Raw genomic sequence first — 20333 nt, 5'->3', positions numbered from 1 at the left:
GCGGTGCTGTTGTCGCCGGTGGTGGCCGCCGCCGGGCGGGTGCGATGACGGCGGCGTTGTTTCATGCGGTGTTGCTGTCGCTGGCGGTGGCCGGCGCCGAGCCGTTTGCGTCCGTTGAGCAGGAGCGGCGCTATTACGAATTGCTGAAAGAGTTGCGCTGCCTGGTGTGTCAGAACCAGTCGCTGTCGGATTCCAGCGCCGAACTCGCCGGTGACTTGCGCGACGAAGTGCGCGCGATGGTCGCCGACGGCAAGAGCAACCGCGAGATTGTGGACTTCATGACCGCGCGCTACGGCGATTTCGTCCTTTTCAGGCCGCGTTTCAGGCCGGCGACCTGGCTGTTGTGGCTGGCGCCTGCGGCGCTGCTGGCGGGCGGGCTGTTCTGGCTGTTCCGGTGGCAGGTGGTGCACCGGCGGCGTTCGGACGGCGAACCGGAGTAGGGCGCGGTGCTGCTGACGCTGTTCTGGATTGGTGTCGCGCTGCTGTGGGCGATTGCGCTGCTGTGGCTGGCGTGGCCGCTGCTGGCGCGCGCGCGCGCCGCGCGCGACGCCGCCGACAGGGACGACGCCGGCGCCACGGTGCTGTCGGCGCAACTGGAGGAGTTGCGCCGCGATGTGGAAAGCGGCTTGCTGGATTCATCCGACTATGAAAGCGTGCGCCGTGATTTGGAGAGCGCCAATGAGGGTGATGTCGGCGAAGACAATGCCGCGGCGGACTGGCGCTGGCGGCGCGCGAGTGCGGCGGTGTTGTCGCTTTTTGTCGTCGGCGCGAGCGCCGGTTTGTATCTGCTGTGGTCGAGCGGCTACCCGGAAGGGGTCGCCGGGCCGCCGCCGCAGCAGGAATTTGAGCAGATGGTGGAGCGCCTTGCGGGCGAACTCGGCGATGCGCCGGAAGACGCCGCCGGCTGGGTGCTGCTGGCGGAGTCGAGCAAGATGCTCGGCGAATACGCGCAGGCGGCGAACGCCTACCGCGAGGCGGCGAAGCACATTGAACTGGACGACTGGCTGAAGGTGGATTACGCCGAGGCGCTGTTCCTCGGCGCCGGCGGGCGTTTCAGCGCCGACACGGTGGCGCTGCTGGAGCAGGCGCTGGCCACCGACCCGGACAATGAAAAGGGCCTGTGGCTGCTCGGCATGGCCAACTTCCAGGCCGAAGACTACGCGCAGGCGATTCGCCACTGGAGCCGCCTGCAAAGCGGCATTGAAGACAACGACGGCGTGCGCGACGCCATCGGCGAGCAAATCGCCGCGGCGCGCAGCCGGATGGAAGGCGGCGACGGCGCCGCCGCGCCCGCCGACGCCGCGCCCGGCGGCGACGCGCGGCCCGCGCCGGACGGCGGCGGGCGCCGCATCGCTGTGCTGGTCTCGATTGCGCCTGAACTGCTGGAACGGACGGCGCCCGACGACACGGTGTTCGTCTATGCCAAGGCCGCTTCGGGGCTGCCGATGCCGCTGGCCATCCGGCGTTTCCGCGCCGCCGACCTGCCGCTTGAGGCGTACCTCGGCAGGGAGAACGCAATGACGCCGGCGATGACGCTCGATGACTTTGATTCGCTGCGCGTCGTCGCGCGCGTGTCGAAGTCGGGGCGGGCGGCGGCGCAGGCCGGCGACTTCATCGGCGAAAGCGCGCTCGGGCCGGGCGCCGGCGACGCCGTCGAGGTGCACATCGGCGATGTCGTCGGGGAGTAGCGCGTGCCCGCAATCGAATACCGGATTGGCTGGCGCTACACGCGCGGCAAAAAGCAGAATCATTTCATCTCGTTCGTGTCGCTGATTTCGGTGCTCGGCATCGCCATCGGCGCCACCGTCATCATCACCGTGCTGTCCATCATGAACGGCTTCAAGGAGGAGATACGCGAGCGCATGCTCGACATGGTCTCGCACGCGACGCTGGTCGGCGCCGGCGCCGGCATTGACGACTGGCGAACGCTGAAGGACGAACTGGAAAGCGACGGCGATGTCGTCGCCGCGGCGCCGCTGATTGACATGCAGGGCATGCTGATGAACGGCGACCGCGTCAGCGGCGCCTACATGCACGGCGTGCTGCCGGAACTGGAGGCGCGGGTGTCGAATGTCGCCGGGCACATGGAGTCGGGTTCGCTGGAACTGCTTAAGGCCGGCGCCTTCAACGCGATACTCGGCCACGCGCTGGCAAACCACCTGCGCGTCGCGCCCGGCGACCGCGTCACCGTCGTCAGCCCGCAGACCTCGGTGACGCCCGCCGGCATCATCCCGCGCATGAGGCGCTTCACCGTCGCCGGCACCTTCAAGTCGGGCCTGTCGCAATTTGACCGCAGCATCGCGCTGCTGCACCTGGAGGACGCGCGCAAATTGATGCGCCTGGACGGCGCCGTCAGCGGCGTTCGCCTGCGCCTCAACGACCTGTTCGAGGCGCCGCGCATCACGCGGCGGCTGAACCTGCTGCTGTCGCCCGAATACGGCGTCGTGGACTGGACGCGCAGCCACAGCAATTTCTTTCGCGCGATTGAACTGGAGAAACTGCTGATGCTGATTGTGATGACGCTGATCATCGCCGTCGCCGCCTTCAACATCATCTCGATGCTGGTCATGGTCGTCATCGAGAAGCGCGCCGACATCGCCATCCTGAAGACGATGGGCATGGCGCCGCGGCGCATCATGAAGATTTTCATCGTCAAGGGGTGCTTGATCGGCCTCGCCGGCAATGCGCTCGGCGTCGCCGGCGGCGTCGCGCTGGCGAGCCATCTCGAGCGGCTGGTCGCCGCCATCGAGCGCGCCACCGGCTTCCGGTTTCTGTCGCCCGATGTGTACCCGATCACCGAGGTGCCGTCGCGGCTGCTGGCGTCGGATGTCGTCCTCGTCGCCGGGCTGACCTTCGTGCTGACGGTGCTGGCGACGATTTACCCGGCGTGGCGCGCGGCGCGCATCCGCCCCGCCGAGGTGCTCGGAGAGTCGTGACCGCGCCCGCCGTTGAGTGCCGCGCGCTGTGCAAGAGTTACGGCGACGGCCCGTTGCGCGTCGAGGTGCTGAAGGGCCTCGACCTGGCGGCGGCGGCGGGCGAGAGCATCGCCGTCGTCGGCGTGTCCGGTTCGGGCAAGAGCACGCTGCTGCACCTGCTGGGCGGCCTTGATTGCCCCGACGCCGGCGACATCCGGCTGTGCGGCGAGCCGCTGGCGGCGCTGTCCGGCGCCGCGTTGGGCCGCCTTCGCAACCGCAGCATCGGCTTTGTCTATCAGTTCCACCACCTGCTGAACGATTTCAGCGTGCTGGAGAATGTCGTGATGCCGCTGCTGATACGCGGCGACAACCGCCGCGACGCGCGCGACCGCGGCCTCGCCATGCTCGACCGCGTTGGCCTGCGCCGCCGCGCCGGCCACAAGCCGCACCAGTTGTCCGGCGGCGAGCGCCAGCGCACCGCCGTGTGCCGCGCGCTGATTACGCGCCCCGCCGTGGTGCTGGCCGACGAGCCGACCGGCCAACTCGACCGCGCCACCGCCGAACAGGTCACCGCCGAGATGTTCGACCTCAACCGCGACTTCAACAGCACGCTGGTGTTCGCAACCCACGACCAGCACCTCGCGTCGCGCCTCGACCGCGTCTGCCGCCTCGAAGACGGGCGCCTGGCCGCCGCGCCATAATCACCCGAAACCCGCCGTTGCCGACATGAAAATCCGCTATGCCCTGCTGAGCTGCAACAGCGAGATGGGCTATCTCGGCTGGTGGCCGGCGGTGGCGCGGGCGTGGCGAAGGCTGGGGATTACGCCGGTGCTGTTTTTCATCCGGGATTCGGACACCGTCAAGCCGCCGCCCGCCGACGGCATCGTGCACGAACTGGAGTTGCTGGACGATGTCGCGGTTTCGGTGCAGTACACCTGGGCGCGGTTCTGGGGGGCGTCGCTTTATCCGGACGATGTGGTGATTACCGCCGACATGGACATGCTGCCGTTGTCGGCGGATTATTTTGTCGGACAACTGGAGCACATTCCCGAAGATGAATGGGTTCATCTTCACGCCCTGTATTACAACCACCGGCCGGATTGCATGCGCCGGGCCGGCGCAGCCGGAAAAGGAATTCCGGCGCCTTCGGATTTGGCGCCCGCGGATGTTGACCGGTTGCTTGCTTTTTACCATGTCGCTCGCGGCAGCCTGATGAAAGAAGTCCTGGCGTTGTCCGATGACTGGGGGCGGAGTGCGCGTGAAGTTCAGCCTTGGTACACGATGGAAGTGCTTGTTGGGGCTTTGTGGCACGGTGAAGAAATCTACACCACCGCCAAAATCAAGGGTTACCGGAAGCAGTCTGTTTTCCGGCTTCTGGTGGCGCAGAAAAGGTGTCCGAGGCATGACCTGCCGCGGAGGCATGGCCTGCTGTGGTGTTGGCGCTGGAGACAGTGGGCGGCGGCGGAGCGTTTCATCAGCAAGGATTTTCAGTTGACGCATGACCCGTCCCGGCTGAGGTCGGGATATTATCTGGGCGTCCATCTGCCGCTGCCTTGCACGCCGGAACACCTGGCGCGGGTGGACCTTTTGATAAAAGGCGAATCGTGCCCGCCGATGGACGAGCCTGTTGACAAGTGGAAGAAACACCTGCTTGCCCTCAGAATCGCCGAAGGTGATTTTGTCAGACACGGAGCATTCCTTGCCGATATGAAAAGCGCCTTCAGGCTGCTGACGCTTTATCTTCAGAAGAACCGCTCGCCGCAGGATGCGGCCTGGTCGCGGTATGTCAGGAAACGGGCCGGCGAGATGGTGCGGAGCGGGGCGCGTGCGTTGCCGGCGTTTTTCCGGCGTTAGCGGGCCGGTGGCCGTCTTTTCTGCTTCTGCGAGATGATTTGCAGGCGCCACAGCAGGCGCACCAGCGTGTAACTGACCGCCGCGCCGGTGGAGGCGGCCAGCAGGCAGCCGAGTAGCAGCGGCTGCCACACCTGGGCCAGCCCGGTCGTCAGCCACGCCAGGCTGATCTCGTATTCAAACGGGACAAACGAGGTTCCCAGTACCGTTTGTCCGATTTTGTAGCACATATAGAAGATCGGCCCCATTGTCAGCGGATTTGTGATCCACACTAACAGCACCGAGATGGCCATGTTTCCGCGCAGCACGACGGCGGCGAGCGCCGCAATCAGCATCTGGAAAGGCACCGGAATGAACGCGCAGAAACTGCCGATTGCGAAAGCGGTGGCGACGGATCGGCGGTTGATATGCCAGAGGTTCTCCTTGTCGAGCCAACTGCCGAGCATGCTCAGGCGGGGGTGCTTGCGCACCCCGACATGGGGGAACAGTCGTTTGATCCATTTTCTGGGCATCGTTGTTTTTCCGGCGTCGCGCGGTTTTGCGGCGGCGCATGATTGTAATGAAATTGAACGCAAACTTCCAGATGATTGCCGCGATACATTTTGTCGCGCTGCTGTTTCTCGCGGGCAACCTCGCGCTGCACGGCTTCGCGCAACTGCCGCCGCTGGTGTCGGCGCTGCCGGCGGCGGCGGCGCTGGCCGGGCTGGCGTCGCGCCGCCCGTGGGCGCTGGCGGCGGGCGCCTTCGGCGCCGGTTTTCTGTGCGCGCTGCTGGCTGCGCACGACCGCCTCGGCGCGGTGCTGGCGCCCGAACTGGAGGGCGAAACGCTGCACATCGCCGGGCGCGTCGCGACGATACCGCTTGAACGCGGGCGCTATTCGGTTCTTGATCTGGATGTGGAGCGGGTCGGCGGTGCCGGTGGCGCGCGTGTGCCGCGCAAGGTGCGCGTCAAATTGTACGGCGACCATGCGCGGGTGCGCGCCGGCGACCGTCTGCAAATGCGCGCGCGCCTGAAGCGCCCGCGCGGTTACGCCAACCCCGGCGCCTTTGATTACGGCAAATGGCTTTTCATGCGCGGCATCGGCGCCACCGGTTACGCGCGGGACTGGGAGAAAACCGGCGGCGGTTCGGGTTGGTCGCCGCTGGTCTGGCGCCAGCACTTGCTGGACAAACTGCGCGCGCACCGTGGCGACGCCGCCCATCTGGATTCCGTCGCCGCGCTGTCGCTCGGCTTCAGCCGGTCGCTCGCGCCCGAACACAGCCGCGTGCTGGCCGCGACCGGCACCCGGCATTTGTTCGCGGTGTCGGGGTTGCACATCGGCTTGGTGTTCGGCCTGTTTTTTCTCGCGCTGCGCGCGCTGTGGTCGCGGCTTCCCGCGGCGTGCCTGCGCTGGCCGCCGCGGTGCGCGGCGTCCGTTGCGGCGCTGCCGTTCGCCTTCGGTTACGCGCTGTTGGCCGGGTTCTCGCTGCCGACGCAGCGCGCGCTGGTGATGCTGCTGTGCTTTGTCTTCGGCACGCTGCAAAGGCGGCGGCTGACGCTGGCGCAGGCGCTGTCGGCGTCGCTGCTCGCGGTGCTGCTGTGGGATCCGTTCGCCAGTCTGTCGGTGTCGTTCTGGATGTCGTTCACTGCGGTCGCCTTCATCGTGCTGTTTGTGACATCTTACACGCGCGCGCCGGACTGGCGGCAGTGGGTGGGAATGCAGGCGGGTTTGTCGCTTGCGATGATATTGCCGGCCCTGCTGTTTTTCTCGCGCGGCTCGCTGATTGCGCCGCTCGCCAACCTGGCGGCGGTGCCGCTGGTGAGTTTTCTGGTGCTGCCGGCGTCGCTGCTGTCCACCGTCTTCGCCGCGTTCGGCGATGTGCCGGCGGCGTTTCTGCTGCGCTGCACCGACGCGCTGTTCGAGGCGTTCTGGCGCGTCGGCGCATGGCTGGCCGCGTTTGACGGCGCCGAGTGGTTTCACCGCCCGCCGGCCTGGGCGCTGCTGTCAGCGGCGACGGGGGTCGCGCTGCTGGCGCTGGCGCGCGCGCGGCTGAAACCGCTGGCGCTGGTTTTTCTGCTGCCGCTGCTGAACCAGGCGTCGCCGCCGCCGGCGCACGGCGATTTTGAGGCGGTGTTTCTTGATGTCGGGCAGGGTTTGTCGGTGTTCATCGCAACTCGCCACCATACATTGCTGTACGACACCGGCCCGGCGTGGCCGTCGTTCAGCACCGGCGAGGCGGTGGTGGCGCCTTATCTGCGGTCGCGCGGCGTGGCCAACCTGGACGCGCTGATGGTGTCGCACACCGACAACGACCACGCCGGCGGCGCCGACGGTGTGCTGCGTCATGTCGGTGCGCGGCGGTTGCTCGGCGGCGAACCGTTTGAGGCGGCGGGGCGGCGCTTTGAGGCGTGCCGCGACGGGCAGCGCTGGACCTGGGACGGCGTGCGCTTTGAAGTGCTGCACCCGGCGGCGCTGCGCTACGCCGGCAACAACGCCTCGTGCGTGCTGAAGATTACCGCCGGCGGGCGTTCGCTGCTGCTGACGGCGGACATTGAGAAGGCGGCGGAGCGCGCGCTGCTGACCGACGGGCGCGTCGCCGGCGAGGTCATGCTGGTGCCGCACCACGGCAGCCGCACCTCGTCGGCGCCGGCGTTCATTGACAAGGTGTCGCCGCGCCTCGCGGTCGTGACTTCGGGCTACCGCAACTCGTTCGGCCTGCCGAAGGCCGACATCATCCAACGCTACCGCGACCGCGGCATCCGCGTGCTGAATACGGCGGACACCGGCGCGCTGACGCTGCATTTCTCGCCGTCATCCGGCCTCAGCATCACCGCCCACCGCGACCAGACACGGCGCTACTGGGATTGAGGCATTGCCCGGCTGAACGCGCGCCGCCCGGCGTTTTGCGCCGTATTTGATAAACTAACCCGTTACCTCCGTGTTTGAGCGATGAAAACCACATCTGAAATCCGGCGTTCCTTCCTTGATTTTTTCGAGGCCAGGGGGCACGCCGTCGTGCCTTCGAGTCCGCTGGTGCCGGCCAACGACCCGACGCTGCTGTTCACCAACGCCGGCATGGTGCAGTTCAAGGACATCTTTCTCGGCAGGGAGCAGGCGCCGTATCCGCGCGCCGTCAGCAGCCAGCGCTGCGTGCGCGCCGGCGGCAAGCACAATGATCTTGAGAACGTCGGCTACACGGCGAGGCACCACACCTTCTTCGAGATGCTCGGCAACTTCAGTTTCGGCGACTACTTCAAGCGCGAGGCGATCGCCTACGCCTGGGAGTTCGTCACCGGCGTCGCCGGATTGCCGCCGGAGAAACTGTGGGTGACGGTGTACGAGGACGACGACGAGGCCGCCGAAATCTGGCTGAATCAAATCGGCGTCGCCGAATCGCGCTTCGCCCGCATCGCCGGCGCCGACAATTTCTGGACGATGGGCGAGGTCGGCCCGTGCGGGCCGTGCACCGAGATTTTCTACGACCACGGCGCCGGCGTCGCCGGCGGGCCGCCCGGCTCCGACGACAGCGACGGCGACCGCTATGTCGAATTGTGGAACCTGGTGTTCATGCAGCACGAGCGCGGCGCCGACGGCGAATTGCGCGCGCTGCCGAAACCGTCGGTGGACACCGGCATGGGCCTTGAGCGCCTCGCCGCGGTGTTGCAGGGCACCAGCGACAATTACGGCACCGACCTGTTCCGCGGCCTGATACAGGAGGTCGCCGATCTCGCGGGCGCGGACGCCCGCGCGCCGTCTTCGTCGCTGAAAGTCATCGCCGACCACATCCGCTCGTGCAGTTTCCTGATGACCGACGGCGTCGTGCCGTCGAACGAGGGCCGCGGTTATGTGCTGCGCCGCATCATCCGCCGCGCGCTGCGCCATGGCCGCAAGTTGGGAGTTGACGAGGCGTTTTTCCACCGCCTGGTGGCGCCGCTGGCGGCGCGCATGGGCGACGCCTTCCCGGAACTGGCGCAGGCGCAAACGCGCGTCGCCGCGATGCTGCGCGACGAGGAGGAACGCTTCAGCGAGACCCTGAGCCAGGGCCTCGCGGTGCTGGAGGAGAACATGGCGGAACTGTCGTCGGGCGCGCTGCCGGGCGACCTGGTGTTCAAGTTGTACGACACCTACGGCTTTCCGGTGGACCTCACCGCCGACATCGCGCGCGAGAAAAACCTCGCGTTGGACTACGACGGCTTCGAACAACTGATGCGGCAGCAGAAAGACCGCGCCCGGCGGGCGAGCCGCTTTGCGATGGAAGAGGACGCGCCGGCGCCGGTCGAGGGCGAGCACTCGTTCAGCGGCTACGACACGCTGCAAGACAGCGGGCGCGTGATTGCGATGTTTCGCGGCGGCGAGGCGGTCGAGGCGCTGGAGAGCGGCGAGCACGGCGCGGTGATACTCGACAACACGCCGTTTTACGCCGAGGCCGGCGGCCAGGTCGGCGACAGCGGCCTGCTGAGCGGCGCGCACGGCGCCTTCCGCGTCGAGGACACGCGCAAGGCGGGCCGCTTCAACCGGCACACCGGCGTCGTCGAACACGGGCGCTGCGAGTCGGGCGAGACGATGCGGGCGCAGGTGGACGCCGCGCGCCGCGCCGCCATCGTCCGCAACCATTCGGCCACCCACCTGCTGCACGCGGCGCTGAAACAGGTGCTCGGCGCGCATGTCGAGCAGAAAGGCTCGCTGGTCGCCGCCGAGCGGCTGCGCTTTGATTTCTCGCACGGCGAGCCGGTCGGCGGCGGCGAACTGCGCGACATCGAGCGCCTCGTCAATGAAAAGATACGCGACAACATCGCCGCCGAGACCGAATGGATGCCGAAACAGGAGGCGCTCGGCAGGGGCGCCGTCGCGCTGTTCGGCGAGAAATACGACGACACCGTGCGCGTGCTGACCATCGGCGACTTCTCGGTCGAGTTGTGCGGCGGCACGCATGTGCGGCGCACCGGCGACATCGGCCTGTTCAAGATCACCGCCGAGTCCGGCGTCGCCGCCGGCGTCCGCCGCATCGAGGCGCTGACCGGCGCCGCCGCGCTCGAGCACATCGAGGCGCGCGAGCGGCGCCTCGACGAGGTGTGCCGCGCGCTGAAGGTGCGCGAGGGCGACGCCGCCGCCAAAGCCGGCGAGTTGGTCAAGGCCAACCGCAGCCTGCAAAAGGCCGTCGAGACCGAGCAGGCGCGCGCGGCGTCCGGCGCCGCCGGCGGCGATTTGGCGGCGTCGGCGGTCGAGGTCGAGGGCGTGCGCGTGCTCGCCGCGCGCGTCGAGAACCCCGACCCGAAGTCCATGCGCGCGCTGATGGACGGCCTGAAGAACCGCCTCGGCACCGCCGCCATCGTGCTGGCGGCGGTGGACGAAGGCCGCGTCAAACTGATCGCCGGCGTCACCGGCGACACGACCGCGCGTGTCGAGGCCGGCCCGCTGGTCAACGCGGTCGCGCGCCAGGTCAAGGGCCGCGGCGGAGGCCGCGCCGACATGGCCGAAGCCGGCGGCAGCGACCCGGAGCATCTGGACGCGGCGCTGGCGTCGGTGCCGGAGTGGGTGCGCGAGCAGATGCGGGCCTGATGCGCACCCGTATTAAAATGTGCGGCATGACCGCCGCAGATGACATCGCCCGCGCCGCCGCGCTCGGCGTGGACGCTGTCGGCCTGGTGTTTCACCCGCGCAGCCCGCGCTGCCTGGAGTTGCCGCGCGCCGCCAACCTGCTGGCCGCGCGCCCGCCGTTCGTCACGGTGGTGGCGCTGTTCATGGACGCCGCGCGCGATGTCGTGCAGCGGGCGGTGGACGACCTCGGCGTGGACTGCCTGCAATTTCACGGCGCCGAGACGCCGGCGTTCTGCGCCTCGTTCGGCCTGCCGTACATCAAGGCGCTGCCGATGGGCGGCGGCGGCGACTGCGCCGGCGCCGCCGCCGAGTTCGCGCCGAGCGCGGGCGCATTGCTGTTCGACGCGCACCGCCCCGGCGAGAGCGGCGGCCAGGGCCGCACCTTCGACTGGAACCGCCTGCCCGACACCGCCGGCGCGCCGCTGATACTTGCCGGCGGCCTGACGCCCGCCAATGTCGGCGACGCGCTGCGGCGCGTGCGCCCGTTCGCGGTGGATTTGTGCAGCGGCGTCGAGTGCGCCGCCGGCGTCAAGGACCACGACGCGATGCGCCGTTTCGTCGAGGCGGTGCGCGCCGCCGACGACGCCCTCGCGCGGCGCGGAGACTGACGCGGTGCAGCCCGACGCCGCCGGCCATTTCGGCCCCTACGGAGGCCGCTTCGTCGCCGAGACGCTGATGTGGCCGCTTGAGGAACTCGAGCGCGCCTACCTGCGCTGCCGCGACGACCCCGAATTCACCGCCGAATTCAACGATGAACTGGCGCACTATGTCGGGCGCCCCAGCCCGCTCTACCACGCGCGGCGCTGGAGCGAATCGCTCGGCGGCGCGCAAATCTGGCTGAAGCGCGAAGACCTGAACCACACCGGCGCGCACAAGATCAACAGCGCATTGGGGCAGGGTTTGCTGGCGCGGCGCCTCGGCAAGACCCGCATCATCGCCGAGACCGGCGCCGGCCAGCACGGCGTCGCCGCGGCCACGGTCGCCGCGCGCCTCGGGCTGGAGTGCGTCGTCTATATGGGCACCGACGACATCAAACGCCAAAGCCCGAATGTGTACCGGATGAAACTGCTGGGCGCCGAGGTCGTGCCGGTGCGCGCCGGTTCAAAGACGCTGAAAGACGCGCTCAACGAGGCGCTGCGCGACTGGGTCACAAATGTGGACAACACCTTCTACATCATCGGCACCGTCGCCGGGCCGCACCCGTACCCGCTGATGGTGCGCGATTTTCAGTCGGTCATCGGGCGCGAGGCGCGCGAGCAGATTCTCGACAGAACCGGCGCGCTGCCGCGCGCGCTGGTCGCCTGCGTCGGCGGCGGCTCCAACGCGATGGGCCTGTTTCACCCGTTTCTCGACGACGACGGCGTCGAGTTGCACGGCGTCGAGGCGGCGGGCGAGGGGCTGCAAGGGGGCCGCCATTCGGCGCCGCTCGCTGCCGGGCGCCCCGGCGTGCTGCACGGCAACCGCACCTATCTGCTGGAAGACGAGCAGGGCGCGATTCTGCCGACGCACTCGGTCTCGGCGGGGCTGGACTACCCGGGCGTCGGCCCCGAGCACGCCTGGCTGAAGGACAGCGGGCGCGCGCAATACGCCAGCGTCACCGACGAACAGGCGCTGGCCGGTTTTCACGCGCTGACGCGATATGAAGGCATCATCCCGGCGCTGGAAAGCAGCCACGCGCTGGCCTGGGCCGCGCGCCTTGCGCCGCGTTACGCCGCAGGCGACAACATCATCGTCAATTTGTCGGGGCGCGGCGACAAAGACCTCGACACCGTCGCGCGCATCGGGGACATCACGCTGTGAGCCGCATCGCCGACTGTTTCGCGCGTCTCGGCGCCGCCGGCAGAAAGGCGCTGGTGCCGTACCTGATGGCGGGCGACCCGTCGCCCGGCGACACCGTGCCGCTGATGCACGCGCTGGCGGCGGCGGGCGCCGACATCATCGAACTCGGCGTGCCGTTCACCGACCCGATGGCCGACGGCCCGGTCATTCAGGCCGCCGGCGAACGCGCGCTGGCGGCGGGAATGAACCTGACGAAAGTTCTCGGACTGATGCATGAATTCAGGCGCGACGATGCGCGCACGCCGGTCGTGCTGATGGGCTACCAGAACCCGATTGAGGCGATGGGCGTCGAGCGTTTCACCGCCGCCGCCGCCGCCGCCGGCGTGGACGGCGTGCTGACGGTGGACCTGCCGCCGGAAGAGGCCGGCGGGTTGCTCGGCGCGCTGGGCGCACCGCAGTCGCCGGCGCCGATCTTTCTGCTGTCGCCGACGACGACGCCGGAACGAATCCGGCGCATCGTGTCGGTGGCGCGCGGCTTTGTCTATTATGTGTCGCTGAAGGGCGTGACCGGTTCCGACCGCATTGACCCCGCCGACATCGCGCCGAAAGTCGCCGCCATCAGGCAACTGACGGATTTGCCGGTCGGCGTCGGCTTCGGCATCCGCGACGGCGACACCGCCGCGCGCATCGCGCAAATGGCCGACGCGGTCGTCGTCGGCAGCGCGCTGGTTGGCGTTATCGCCGCCGCCGGCGACGCACCGGCGCGGCTGTCGGCGGCGTCGCAATTCGTCGCCGGCCTGCGCCGCGCGATGGACGCCGCGGTGCGCGCGCCGGCGGCGGCGGGCGAGGTGGCGTGATGGGCTGGTACGAGAAACTGATTCCGTCGCGGATACGCGCCTCCGGCGGCGGCAGCCGCAAAATCCCGGAAGGGCTGTGGCACAAGTGCCCGGCGTGCGGCGCCGTGCTCTACCGCCCGGAACTGGAGGAAAGCCTTGATGTCTGCCCGCGCTGCGGCCACCATCTGCGGCTGTCGGCGCGCCGCCGCCTCGACCTGTTTCTGGATGCGGGCGGGCGCGAGGAAATCGGCGGCGACCTTGAGTCCGCCGACTTCCTGAAATTCAGGGACAGCCGGCGTTACCGCGACCGCCTCGCCGACGCGCGCAAACGCACCGGCGAGAGCGAGGCGCTGGTCGTCGTCAAGGGCGCGCTCGAGGGGCGCGCGCTGGTGGCGGCGGCGTTTGAGTTCGGCTTTATCGGCGGCTCGATGGGCTCGGTCGTCGGCGAGCGTTTCAAGCTGGGCGTCGAACGCTGCATCAGCGACGGCGTTCCGCTGGTCTGTTTCTCGGCGAGCGGCGGCGCGCGCATGCAGGAGGCGCTGGTGTCGCTGTTGCAGATGTCGAAGACCGGCGCGGCGCTGGCGAAGTTGTCGCGCCGCCGCCTGCCGTTCGTGTCGGTGCTGACCGACCCGACGATGGGCGGCGTCTCGGCGAGTCTGGCGATGCTGGGCGACATCATCGTCGCCGAGCCGGGCGCGCTCATCGGCTTCGCCGGGCCGCGCGTCATCGAGCAGACGGTGCGCGAACGCCTGCCGGAGGGCTTTCAGCGCAGCGAGTTTCTTCTGGAACACGGCGCGATTGACATGATCGTGCCGCGCGCCGGGATGCGCGCGCGCATCGCCTCGATGCTGTCGCTGCTGGCGCCGCCGCCCGCCGAAGCGCCGCCGTCGTAGCCGCGCGGCCCGAAGCGGCGCATCACCTTGCGGCGGCGGGCGAGGCGGAGTCTCCGCAACAGGCCGCCGTATTCAGACACATCGTCAGGCGAGAAATTCGGCGGTGGTTCGCGCGATGCGCCGCGCGTCGTCGGCGGTCACATGCGGGTGGCACGGCAGCGTCACCAGGCAGTCGCGGATGCGCCGCGCGCCGGGGAAGCGCGCGGCGTCCACCTCCATGCCCTGGTCCACATACATCCAGCTGGCCTCGATGCGGCGCCGGTGCAGGTGCGCGATCAGGCCGTCGCGCGCGCCGGCGGCGACGAGGCACGGGTAGCGGATGTAGTGCGTCTTGCCGAGGCCGGGGTCGCGCTCGATCAGTTCAACGCCGCGCGCGCCGCCGAGCGTCTCCTCGATGATGCCGGCGTTGCGCCGCCGCACCTCGATGTGGTGTTCCAGTTTCTCCAGCAGCGCCATGCCGACGCCGGCCTGAAAGTCGGAGACCGAATCGAGCGCGCCGCCTTCCGGCGCGTAGTCGTATTCGGCGCGTGTCTTGCGGATGGTGTCCTCCATCGAGAAGCGCCGCCGCAGGTTGACTTTTCCGATTTGCGCGGCTTTGATGAAAAGGCCGTAGGCGTGCGGATTGGTCAGGATTCTGAACGCCGCCAGCGTCAGCATCCGGCGCCCGCGCGGGCGCCGCCGCGAAAACCCCGGCACCCGCTCCATGGCGTCGCCGTGGCGGGTGACGACCGCGCCGCCGCCGATGGGCAGCGCCTTGCCTTCCTGGAAGTTGAGTATCGCAAAGTCGCCGAGCGTGCCGAGGCGCGCGCCGCCGGATTCGGTGCCGATGCCGTAGTCCACGCCCTCGACCAGCGCCGCGCCGCCGGCCTTGCACGCGGCGGCGATGTCGCGCACCGGGTAGGCGAGGCCGAAGAGGTTGGCGCAGACCACGGCGCACACCTGCGACAGGTCAATGCGCCGGAAGCATTCCATGTCGAAGGCGAGCGTGCACGGGTCGGTGTCGCAATACTCGATCTCAAGGCCCGCGGCGAGAATGCCGTGCGCGAAACTGGGGCAGGAGTAGCGCGACAGCACGACCCGGCGGCGCGTCGAAGTTCCGCGCACCGCCAGCATGCACGCCTTGACCGAACGCATCAGCGAGCCGAATGTGCAGGCGTGCGCGCCGCCGAACCAGGCGCCGAGCGCGCGCTCGAATTCGGCGACGCCGTCGCGCGCGGCGGCGGCGCGCGCGCCGCGCGCCAGGTCGGCCCAGGTTACCGGCGTGACGGCGGCGGCCAGGAATCTCATGTCGCGCGGGGAGTCATCGGTTTGCGGGATGATTTGATGCGGTTGCGGTTTGATAGAATACCGAGTTTATCCGGTTTTTCATGAAAACGACATCTGAAATCAGGCGGTCTTGCGCGCGCCTGCGCGAGTGACCGTGAACGGGACGGCCATCAACCGCGCCGGCGCCGCGGACGACCTGCGGTGCTGGCTCAGGCGGCACAAGCGCGCCCACCCGGCGGAGATAGAACTCGGGCTTGAGCGCGTGCGCGAGGTCGCGCTGCGCATCGGGCTGCTGCCGGCGCCGTGGCCGGTCGTCACGGTGGCCGGCACCAACGGCAAGGGTTCGACGGTGGCGCTGCTTGAATCCATTCTGCGCGAGCACGGCTGCGCGACCGCGAGTTACACCTCGCCGCACATTCACCGCTACAACGAGCGCATCCGCGTTGGCGGGGAGTGCGCCGGCGACGCGGCGCTGTGCGAGGCGTTTGAGGTCATCGAGCGGCAGCGCGGCGACATCAGCCTGAGTTTCTTCGAGGTCGGCACGCTGGCGGCGCTGTGGCATTTTCACCGCTGTTCGCCGGATGTCGTCATTCTGGAGACCGGCCTCGGCGGGCGGCTCGATGCGGTCAACATCGTGGACGCCGATGTCGCCGTCATCACCGGCATCGGCATTGACCACACCGAATGGCTCGGCAGCGACCGCGAGTCCATCGCCGCCGAGAAGGCCGGCATCGCCCGCCCCGGCAGGCCGTGCATCTACGGCGACCCGCAGCCGCCGCGCGGCGCCATCGAGCAGTTGACGCGGCGCGGCGTCGCGGTCGAGCGTTTCGGCGTTGACTTCAACTACCGCAAACACGACCACGGCTGGGACTTCGTCGCGCGCGGCGGCGGCCTTGAGAATCTGCCGCCGCCGGCGCTCTACGGCGAGATTCAGTTGCAGAATGCGTGCTGCGCGCTGGCCGCGCTCGCGCACTTGCGCGGCCATTTCCAGGTCGCGCCGGACGCGGTGCGCCGCGGACTCGCCAATGTGCAACTGCACGGGCGCTTCCAGATACGGCGCGTCGCGGCGCCGGACGGCGAACGCCTGCACATCTTCGACATCGCGCACAACCCGCACGGCGCCGAGGTCATGGCCGGCAACCTGCGCGCGCTGGACGGCACGGGGCGTTTGCACGCGGTGTTCTCGATGCTGTCGAGCAAGGATGTCGAGGGCGTCGTCCGGATCGTCGCGCCGCTGGTGGACTGCTGGTACCTGGGCGAGGCCGGGTCGTCGGACGCGCTGCCGCTCGCGCAACTGTGCGAGATTGTGCGCCGCCACGCCGGCGCCGGCACGGTGCGGCATTTCCCGTCGGTCGCGCAGGCGTACCGCGAGGCGGCGTCGCACACAGGCGGCGGCGAACGCCTGCTGGTGTTCGGCTCAATGCTGACCGTGGCCGAGGCCCTGGCCGGGACGGCGCCGGCGGCGCGATGACCGATGCGCCGGGATATCTTGTGTATGCATCCGTCGGCTCGACCGGAGGCCTGATACACAACTTTTCCAACCTGGGAACGCAAATCAGGGAGGCGGCCTGCCTGGGGCGCACGCTGGTTGTGCCGCCTCCCAACCTGGAGGCCCGGCACAACCGCGGACATCTTCCGCCGCCCGGCTGGAGCCGCTACACGGATCTGGAGAATTCCCTGTTGCGAATACAGTACAGAAACGGCGACAGCAGGGATTGCCAGCTGTCCGTCGTGTCGCGGGATGATTTTGGCTCGCTCGGAATCCCGGACACGGAATGCCTGCGCCTGCCCGGTGTATCCCCGGTCTCCGACGGGCAGAACCGCGACTACCGCGTCATCTCCAAAACGCTGCCCGCCGATGCGATGACCCACGCCACCATTCCGCTGAATCACTACTATGATCGTGCGCGCATTGCCGGCATCGGAGTGGGGTTCAAGCCTTCCGCGCTGGTGGAGTCGCTGGCAGGCCCGGTGCTGCGCGCCCTCGGCGAAGAGTATGCCGCCGTGCATTTCAGGATTATCCGGCTGGAAGGAGTGCTCAGCCGGAGGAAATTCCCCGGTTTCGGGGCCGTGTGCGGCTGGCTCACCAACTGCTTCGTCAAGGATTTGAAGAGGCTGATTCCGCGCGGCATGCCGTTGTACTTCATGACGAACCACCATGCCGGGAATTATCACGAGCATCTGGCGAAACATTTCACGGTTTTCACGCACCGCCGGTTTCCGGAATTGAGGCGGCTGTTGTCGCCGTCCGAAGGGCCGCCGGACAACTACCTGCTGGCGCAGACGGAGTACCGCATCTTCGCGTCCGCCGACATCAGAATCGGCACCAAAGAGTACGGCGCGCCGACGCCGATTACCCGCTACCTGATCATGGCGGGTGAGAAGCCGGACAGCGGGCCTCCCTTCAATCTGGTCGAGGCCTCCGGCAATTTCCTGGTGCGCGTCCTGAAACGCGACGGCCACCTTTGAGGGTTTCGGCCTTTGCCGGGAATTCCCATATAATAAGGGCATGGAGCAGCCGATGAAGGAGAGGCTTGCGGGGGCCGTGATTGTCGTGGCGCTTGCGGTCATTGTGCTGCCGGCGTTGTTTGACGGCGAGGGCTACCGCGAGTTTTCGCAGGTCAGGATTGAGGCGCCGGAAAAACCGGCGATTGTTTTCGGGCAGCATTTTCCGGCGCTTGAGCGGGCGCAGGGGGAGGCCGCCGGCACGACCGGCACGGCGGTGCGGCGGGCGCCGATGAAAGGGCCGCTGCGGGCGGCGGCGCCGGTTGTCCGCGACGGCGCGGCGCGGGCGCCCGACGGCGCGGCGCGGGCGCTGTGGGTTGTGCAGGCCGGCGTTTTTTCGGTGCGGGAGAACGCCGACAGTTTGCGCGCCACGCTCAGCAAGGCGGGGTTTGATCCGGTTTTCTTCAAGGAAGCGCAGGACCGGCGGGGCGCGCCGGTTTATTTCGTCAGAATCGGCCCGCACAAAAGCCGCGGCGCGGCGGAGCAAATCGTCCGCGACCTGAAAAAGAAACACGGCATCACGGCGCTGGTCCGCTCGCAGGGTGACGACGACGACGGCCACGGCGGTTGAACGGCATCTGCGACAATGGCATATCCCGATATTTTCACCCCGGTCGTTGACGGCTGAACGGAGTCTGCGGCGATGGCGTATCTCGATATTTTCATCTTTGTCATTGTTTTTGTCTCGATGGTGCTGGGCATTTACAAGGGTTTTGTCCGCGAGGTCGCGTCGCTGGCGACGCTGTTGCTGGCGTTTTTCGCCGCGTTTCGTTTTGCCGACTACCCGCTGCGCTGGCTGCCGGAGGAATGGCGCGGGCGCGAACTGGCCGTCGCCGGCCTGACGGCGGGCGCGGAAGACCTTGCGCGGGCGGCGTCCTTTGTCGCCATCGCGCTGCTGGTGCTGGTTGTCGGGCGCTTCATCGCGCGCCGCATCAACCGCGCCGTCAACGCCGGCGCGCTCAGCGGCGCCAACCGCTTTTTCGGCGGCGTCTTCGGCCTGGTGCGCGGCAGCGCCATCGTCGTTTTGCTGGTGCTGCTGTTCAGCCTGACCGAGGTGCCGTCCTCGCCGTGGTGGCGCGGCGCGCTGTTTCTGCCGCCGTTTCTTGAAGGCGCGGGCTTCGTCGTGTCGGTGCTGCCGGAACCGTACTCGGACTACTTCATGCTGAACCCCGGCCTGCGGCGCGGCGCCGACCCGGAGGACTTCATCTGATGTGCGGCATTCTCGGCATCCACAGCCACGCGCGCGTCAGCCAGACGCTCTACGACGGCCTCGTGCTGCTCCAGCACCGCGGCCAGGACGCCGCCGGCATCGTCACCTGCGGCGACGGCAAGATTTACCAGCGCAAGGGCAACGGCCTGGTGCGCGATGTGTTCGATTCCGGCCACCTGCACGGCCTGCGCGGCAACACCGGCATCGGCCATGTGCGCTACCCGACCGCCGGCAGCGGCAGCGAATCGGAGGCGCAGCCGTTCTATGTCAACAGCCCCTACGGCATCGCGCTCGCGCACAACGGCAACCTGACCAATTCCGAACGCCTGATCGCCGAGTTGTTCGACCAGGACCGGCGCCACATCAACACCGAGTCCGACTCCGAAATTCTGCTGAATGTGTTCGCCCACGAGTTGCTGAACCAGCGTTCGCTGGTGCCGGGGCCGCGCGAGGTCTTCAACGCCGTCAGCCGTCTGCACCACCGCTGCCGCGGCGCCTACGCCGGCGTCGCGCTGCTCGCCGGCTTCGGCCTGCTGGCGTTCCGCGACCCGCACGGCATTCGCCCGCTGATTTACGGCGTGCGCGAGAGCGGCGCCGGCGCCGAGTATCTGTTCGCGTCGGAAAGCGTCGCGCTGAAGTCGTTCGGCTTTGACATCGTCCGCGATGTGGCGCCGGGCGAGGCCATCTACATTGACCGCGACGGCGAACTCTACGCCGAGCAGTGCGCGCGCTCGGCGCGCTACCACGGCTGCATCTTCGAGTATGTCTATTTCGCGCGCCCGGATTCGGTGATGGACGAGGTCTTCGTCCACAAGGCGCGGATGCGCATGGGCGAGAACCTCGCCGACAAGGTCAAGCGGCAGTGGCCCGACCACGACATTGATGTCGTCATTCCGGTGCCCGACACAAGCCGCACCGCGGCGCTGGAATTCGCGGTGCGGCTGGGGCTGCGCTACCGCGAGGGTTTTATCAAGAACCGCTACATCGGCAGGACTTTCATCATGCCGTGGCAGACCGAGCGGCAGAAGTCGGTGCGCCAGAAACTGAATCCGCTGGAGCCGGAGTTCAAGGACAAGAATGTGCTGCTGGTGGACGACTCCATCGTGCGCGGCACGACCTCGCGCCAGATCATACAGATGGCGCGCGACGCCGGCGCCAGGAAAGTCTATTTCATGTCGGCGTCGCCGCCGGTGCGCCACCCGAACATCTACGGCATTGACATGCCGGTGCCGGGCGAGTTGATTGCGCACGGGCGCACGCCGCGCCAGGTGTGCGATGTCATCGGCGCCGACCGCCTGATCTACCAGGACCTGAAGGCGCTGGTGGACTCGGTGCGCCGCGGCAACCCGGCGCTGAAGCGTTTCGATTGCTCGGTGTTCGACGGCGACTATGTGGTCGAGCCGGAGAGCGGCTATTTCGACCGGCTGGAACGGTTGCGCGGCGACGACGCCGGGCGGCGCGGCGGGCGCGGTTCCGGTCTTCGCAGCGTCGGCTGAGCGG

The 20333-nt window shown here is 68.3% G+C and carries 17 protein-coding genes and 1 pseudogene; 16 read left to right on the top strand and 2 right to left on the bottom strand.

The window, feature by feature from the left end; genetic code table 11:
- Positions 1-44 precede the first annotated feature (44 nt).
- The 5 genes from OXU50_06805 to OXU50_06785 are packed head-to-tail and all read left to right on the top strand — an operon-like array spanning position 45 to position 4769.
- Complete coding sequence (locus OXU50_06805; GenBank protein ID MDD9869582.1) at positions 45-440, top strand: cytochrome c-type biogenesis protein CcmH; 396 nt, start codon at positions 45-47, stop codon at positions 438-440.
- Between the two features lie 6 nt (positions 441-446).
- Positions 447-1688, top strand: coding sequence for a c-type cytochrome biogenesis protein CcmI (gene ccmI / locus OXU50_06800; protein MDD9869581.1), 1242 nt, complete (start codon positions 447-449; stop codon positions 1686-1688).
- A 3-nt stretch (positions 1689-1691) separates the two neighbouring features.
- Positions 1692-2936, top strand: a complete 1245-nt coding sequence (locus OXU50_06795; GenBank protein ID MDD9869580.1) for a lipoprotein-releasing ABC transporter permease subunit — start codon at positions 1692-1694, stop codon at positions 2934-2936.
- Positions 2933-3616 carry an ABC transporter ATP-binding protein gene (locus OXU50_06790; GenBank protein MDD9869579.1) on the top strand — a complete coding sequence of 228 codons (684 nt, stop codon included), beginning with the start codon at positions 2933-2935 and terminating at the stop codon, positions 3614-3616. The genes OXU50_06795 and OXU50_06790 overlap by 4 nt, the downstream gene beginning before the upstream one ends.
- A gap of 25 nt (positions 3617-3641) precedes the next feature.
- A complete protein-coding gene (locus tag OXU50_06785) occupies positions 3642-4769 on the top strand; it encodes a hypothetical protein (protein ID MDD9869578.1) in 1128 nt (375 codons plus the stop codon).
- Here the strand turns inward: OXU50_06785 and OXU50_06780 are convergent.
- Positions 4766-5278 (bottom strand): DUF2062 domain-containing protein, encoded by a 513-nt coding sequence (locus tag OXU50_06780; protein MDD9869577.1) that lies wholly within the window; start codon positions 5276-5278, stop codon positions 4766-4768. The two genes, OXU50_06785 and OXU50_06780, sit on opposite strands and share 4 nt — an antisense overlap.
- A gap of 47 nt (positions 5279-5325) precedes the next feature.
- Between OXU50_06780 and OXU50_06775 the strand changes: the two genes are divergently transcribed.
- The 6 genes and pseudogenes from OXU50_06775 to accD all read left to right on the top strand — a co-directional run bounded on the left by OXU50_06775 (position 5326) and on the right by accD (position 13831).
- On the top strand, positions 5326-7614 hold the full coding sequence (locus tag OXU50_06775; GenBank protein MDD9869576.1) for a DNA internalization-related competence protein ComEC/Rec2: 2289 nt from the start codon (positions 5326-5328) through the stop codon (positions 7612-7614).
- Positions 7615-7695: 81 nt separating this feature from the next.
- Positions 7696-10305, top strand: a complete 2610-nt coding sequence (alaS, locus tag OXU50_06770) for an alanine--tRNA ligase (protein MDD9869575.1) — start codon at positions 7696-7698, stop codon at positions 10303-10305.
- Positions 10305-10952 (top strand): phosphoribosylanthranilate isomerase, encoded by a 648-nt coding sequence (locus OXU50_06765; protein ID MDD9869574.1) that lies wholly within the window; start codon positions 10305-10307, stop codon positions 10950-10952. The genes alaS and OXU50_06765 overlap by 1 nt, the downstream gene beginning before the upstream one ends.
- A gap of 4 nt (positions 10953-10956) precedes the next feature.
- Positions 10957-12144 carry a tryptophan synthase subunit beta gene (gene trpB / locus OXU50_06760; protein MDD9869573.1) on the top strand — a complete coding sequence of 396 codons (1188 nt, stop codon included), beginning with the start codon at positions 10957-10959 and terminating at the stop codon, positions 12142-12144.
- Positions 12141-12980 (top strand): tryptophan synthase subunit alpha, encoded by an 840-nt coding sequence (gene trpA / locus OXU50_06755; protein MDD9869572.1) that lies wholly within the window; start codon positions 12141-12143, stop codon positions 12978-12980. The genes trpB and trpA overlap by 4 nt, the downstream gene beginning before the upstream one ends.
- A pseudogene (accD, locus tag OXU50_06750) lies at positions 12980-13831 on the top strand (acetyl-CoA carboxylase, carboxyltransferase subunit beta). Before trpA ends, accD begins: the two are co-directional and overlap by 1 nt.
- Before the next feature lie 105 nt (positions 13832-13936).
- On the opposite strand, the gene OXU50_06745 reads toward accD, so the two are convergent.
- Positions 13937-15139 carry a DegT/DnrJ/EryC1/StrS family aminotransferase gene (locus OXU50_06745; GenBank protein ID MDD9869571.1) on the bottom strand — a complete coding sequence of 401 codons (1203 nt, stop codon included), beginning with the start codon at positions 15137-15139 and terminating at the stop codon, positions 13937-13939.
- A 133-nt stretch (positions 15140-15272) separates the two neighbouring features.
- Here OXU50_06745 and folC point away from each other — a divergent pair, with 133 nt between their 5' ends.
- The 5 genes from folC (at position 15273) to purF (ending at position 20329) form a co-directional block, all read left to right on the top strand.
- On the top strand, positions 15273-16589 hold the full coding sequence (folC, locus tag OXU50_06740; protein ID MDD9869570.1) for a bifunctional tetrahydrofolate synthase/dihydrofolate synthase: 1317 nt from the start codon (positions 15273-15275) through the stop codon (positions 16587-16589).
- The gene (locus OXU50_06735; protein ID MDD9869569.1) at positions 16586-17587 is read left to right on the top strand and encodes a hypothetical protein; all 1002 of its coding nucleotides are present in this window, start codon (positions 16586-16588) and stop codon (positions 17585-17587) included. Before folC ends, OXU50_06735 begins: the two co-directional genes overlap by 4 nt.
- Positions 17588-17627: 40 nt before the next feature.
- Positions 17628-18194: an SPOR domain-containing protein gene (locus OXU50_06730; GenBank protein ID MDD9869568.1), complete on the top strand. Its 567-nt coding sequence runs from the start codon at positions 17628-17630 to the stop codon at positions 18192-18194.
- Between the two features lie 72 nt (positions 18195-18266).
- Positions 18267-18833: a CvpA family protein gene (locus tag OXU50_06725; GenBank protein MDD9869567.1), complete on the top strand. Its 567-nt coding sequence runs from the start codon at positions 18267-18269 to the stop codon at positions 18831-18833.
- Entirely contained in the window at positions 18833-20329 is a 1497-nt protein-coding gene (gene purF, locus OXU50_06720) for an amidophosphoribosyltransferase (protein ID MDD9869566.1), read from the top strand. Before OXU50_06725 ends, purF begins: the two co-directional genes overlap by 1 nt.
- The last annotated feature ends 4 nt before the right edge of the window (positions 20330-20333 follow it).

The organism is Gammaproteobacteria bacterium (genome assembly GCA_028817225.1).
Classification (GTDB): Bacteria; Pseudomonadota; Gammaproteobacteria; order Poriferisulfidales; family Oxydemutatoraceae; genus Oxydemutator.
The sequence above is the reverse complement of the archived record's forward strand: the minus strand, read 5'-3'. Positions and strand labels throughout refer to the sequence as shown.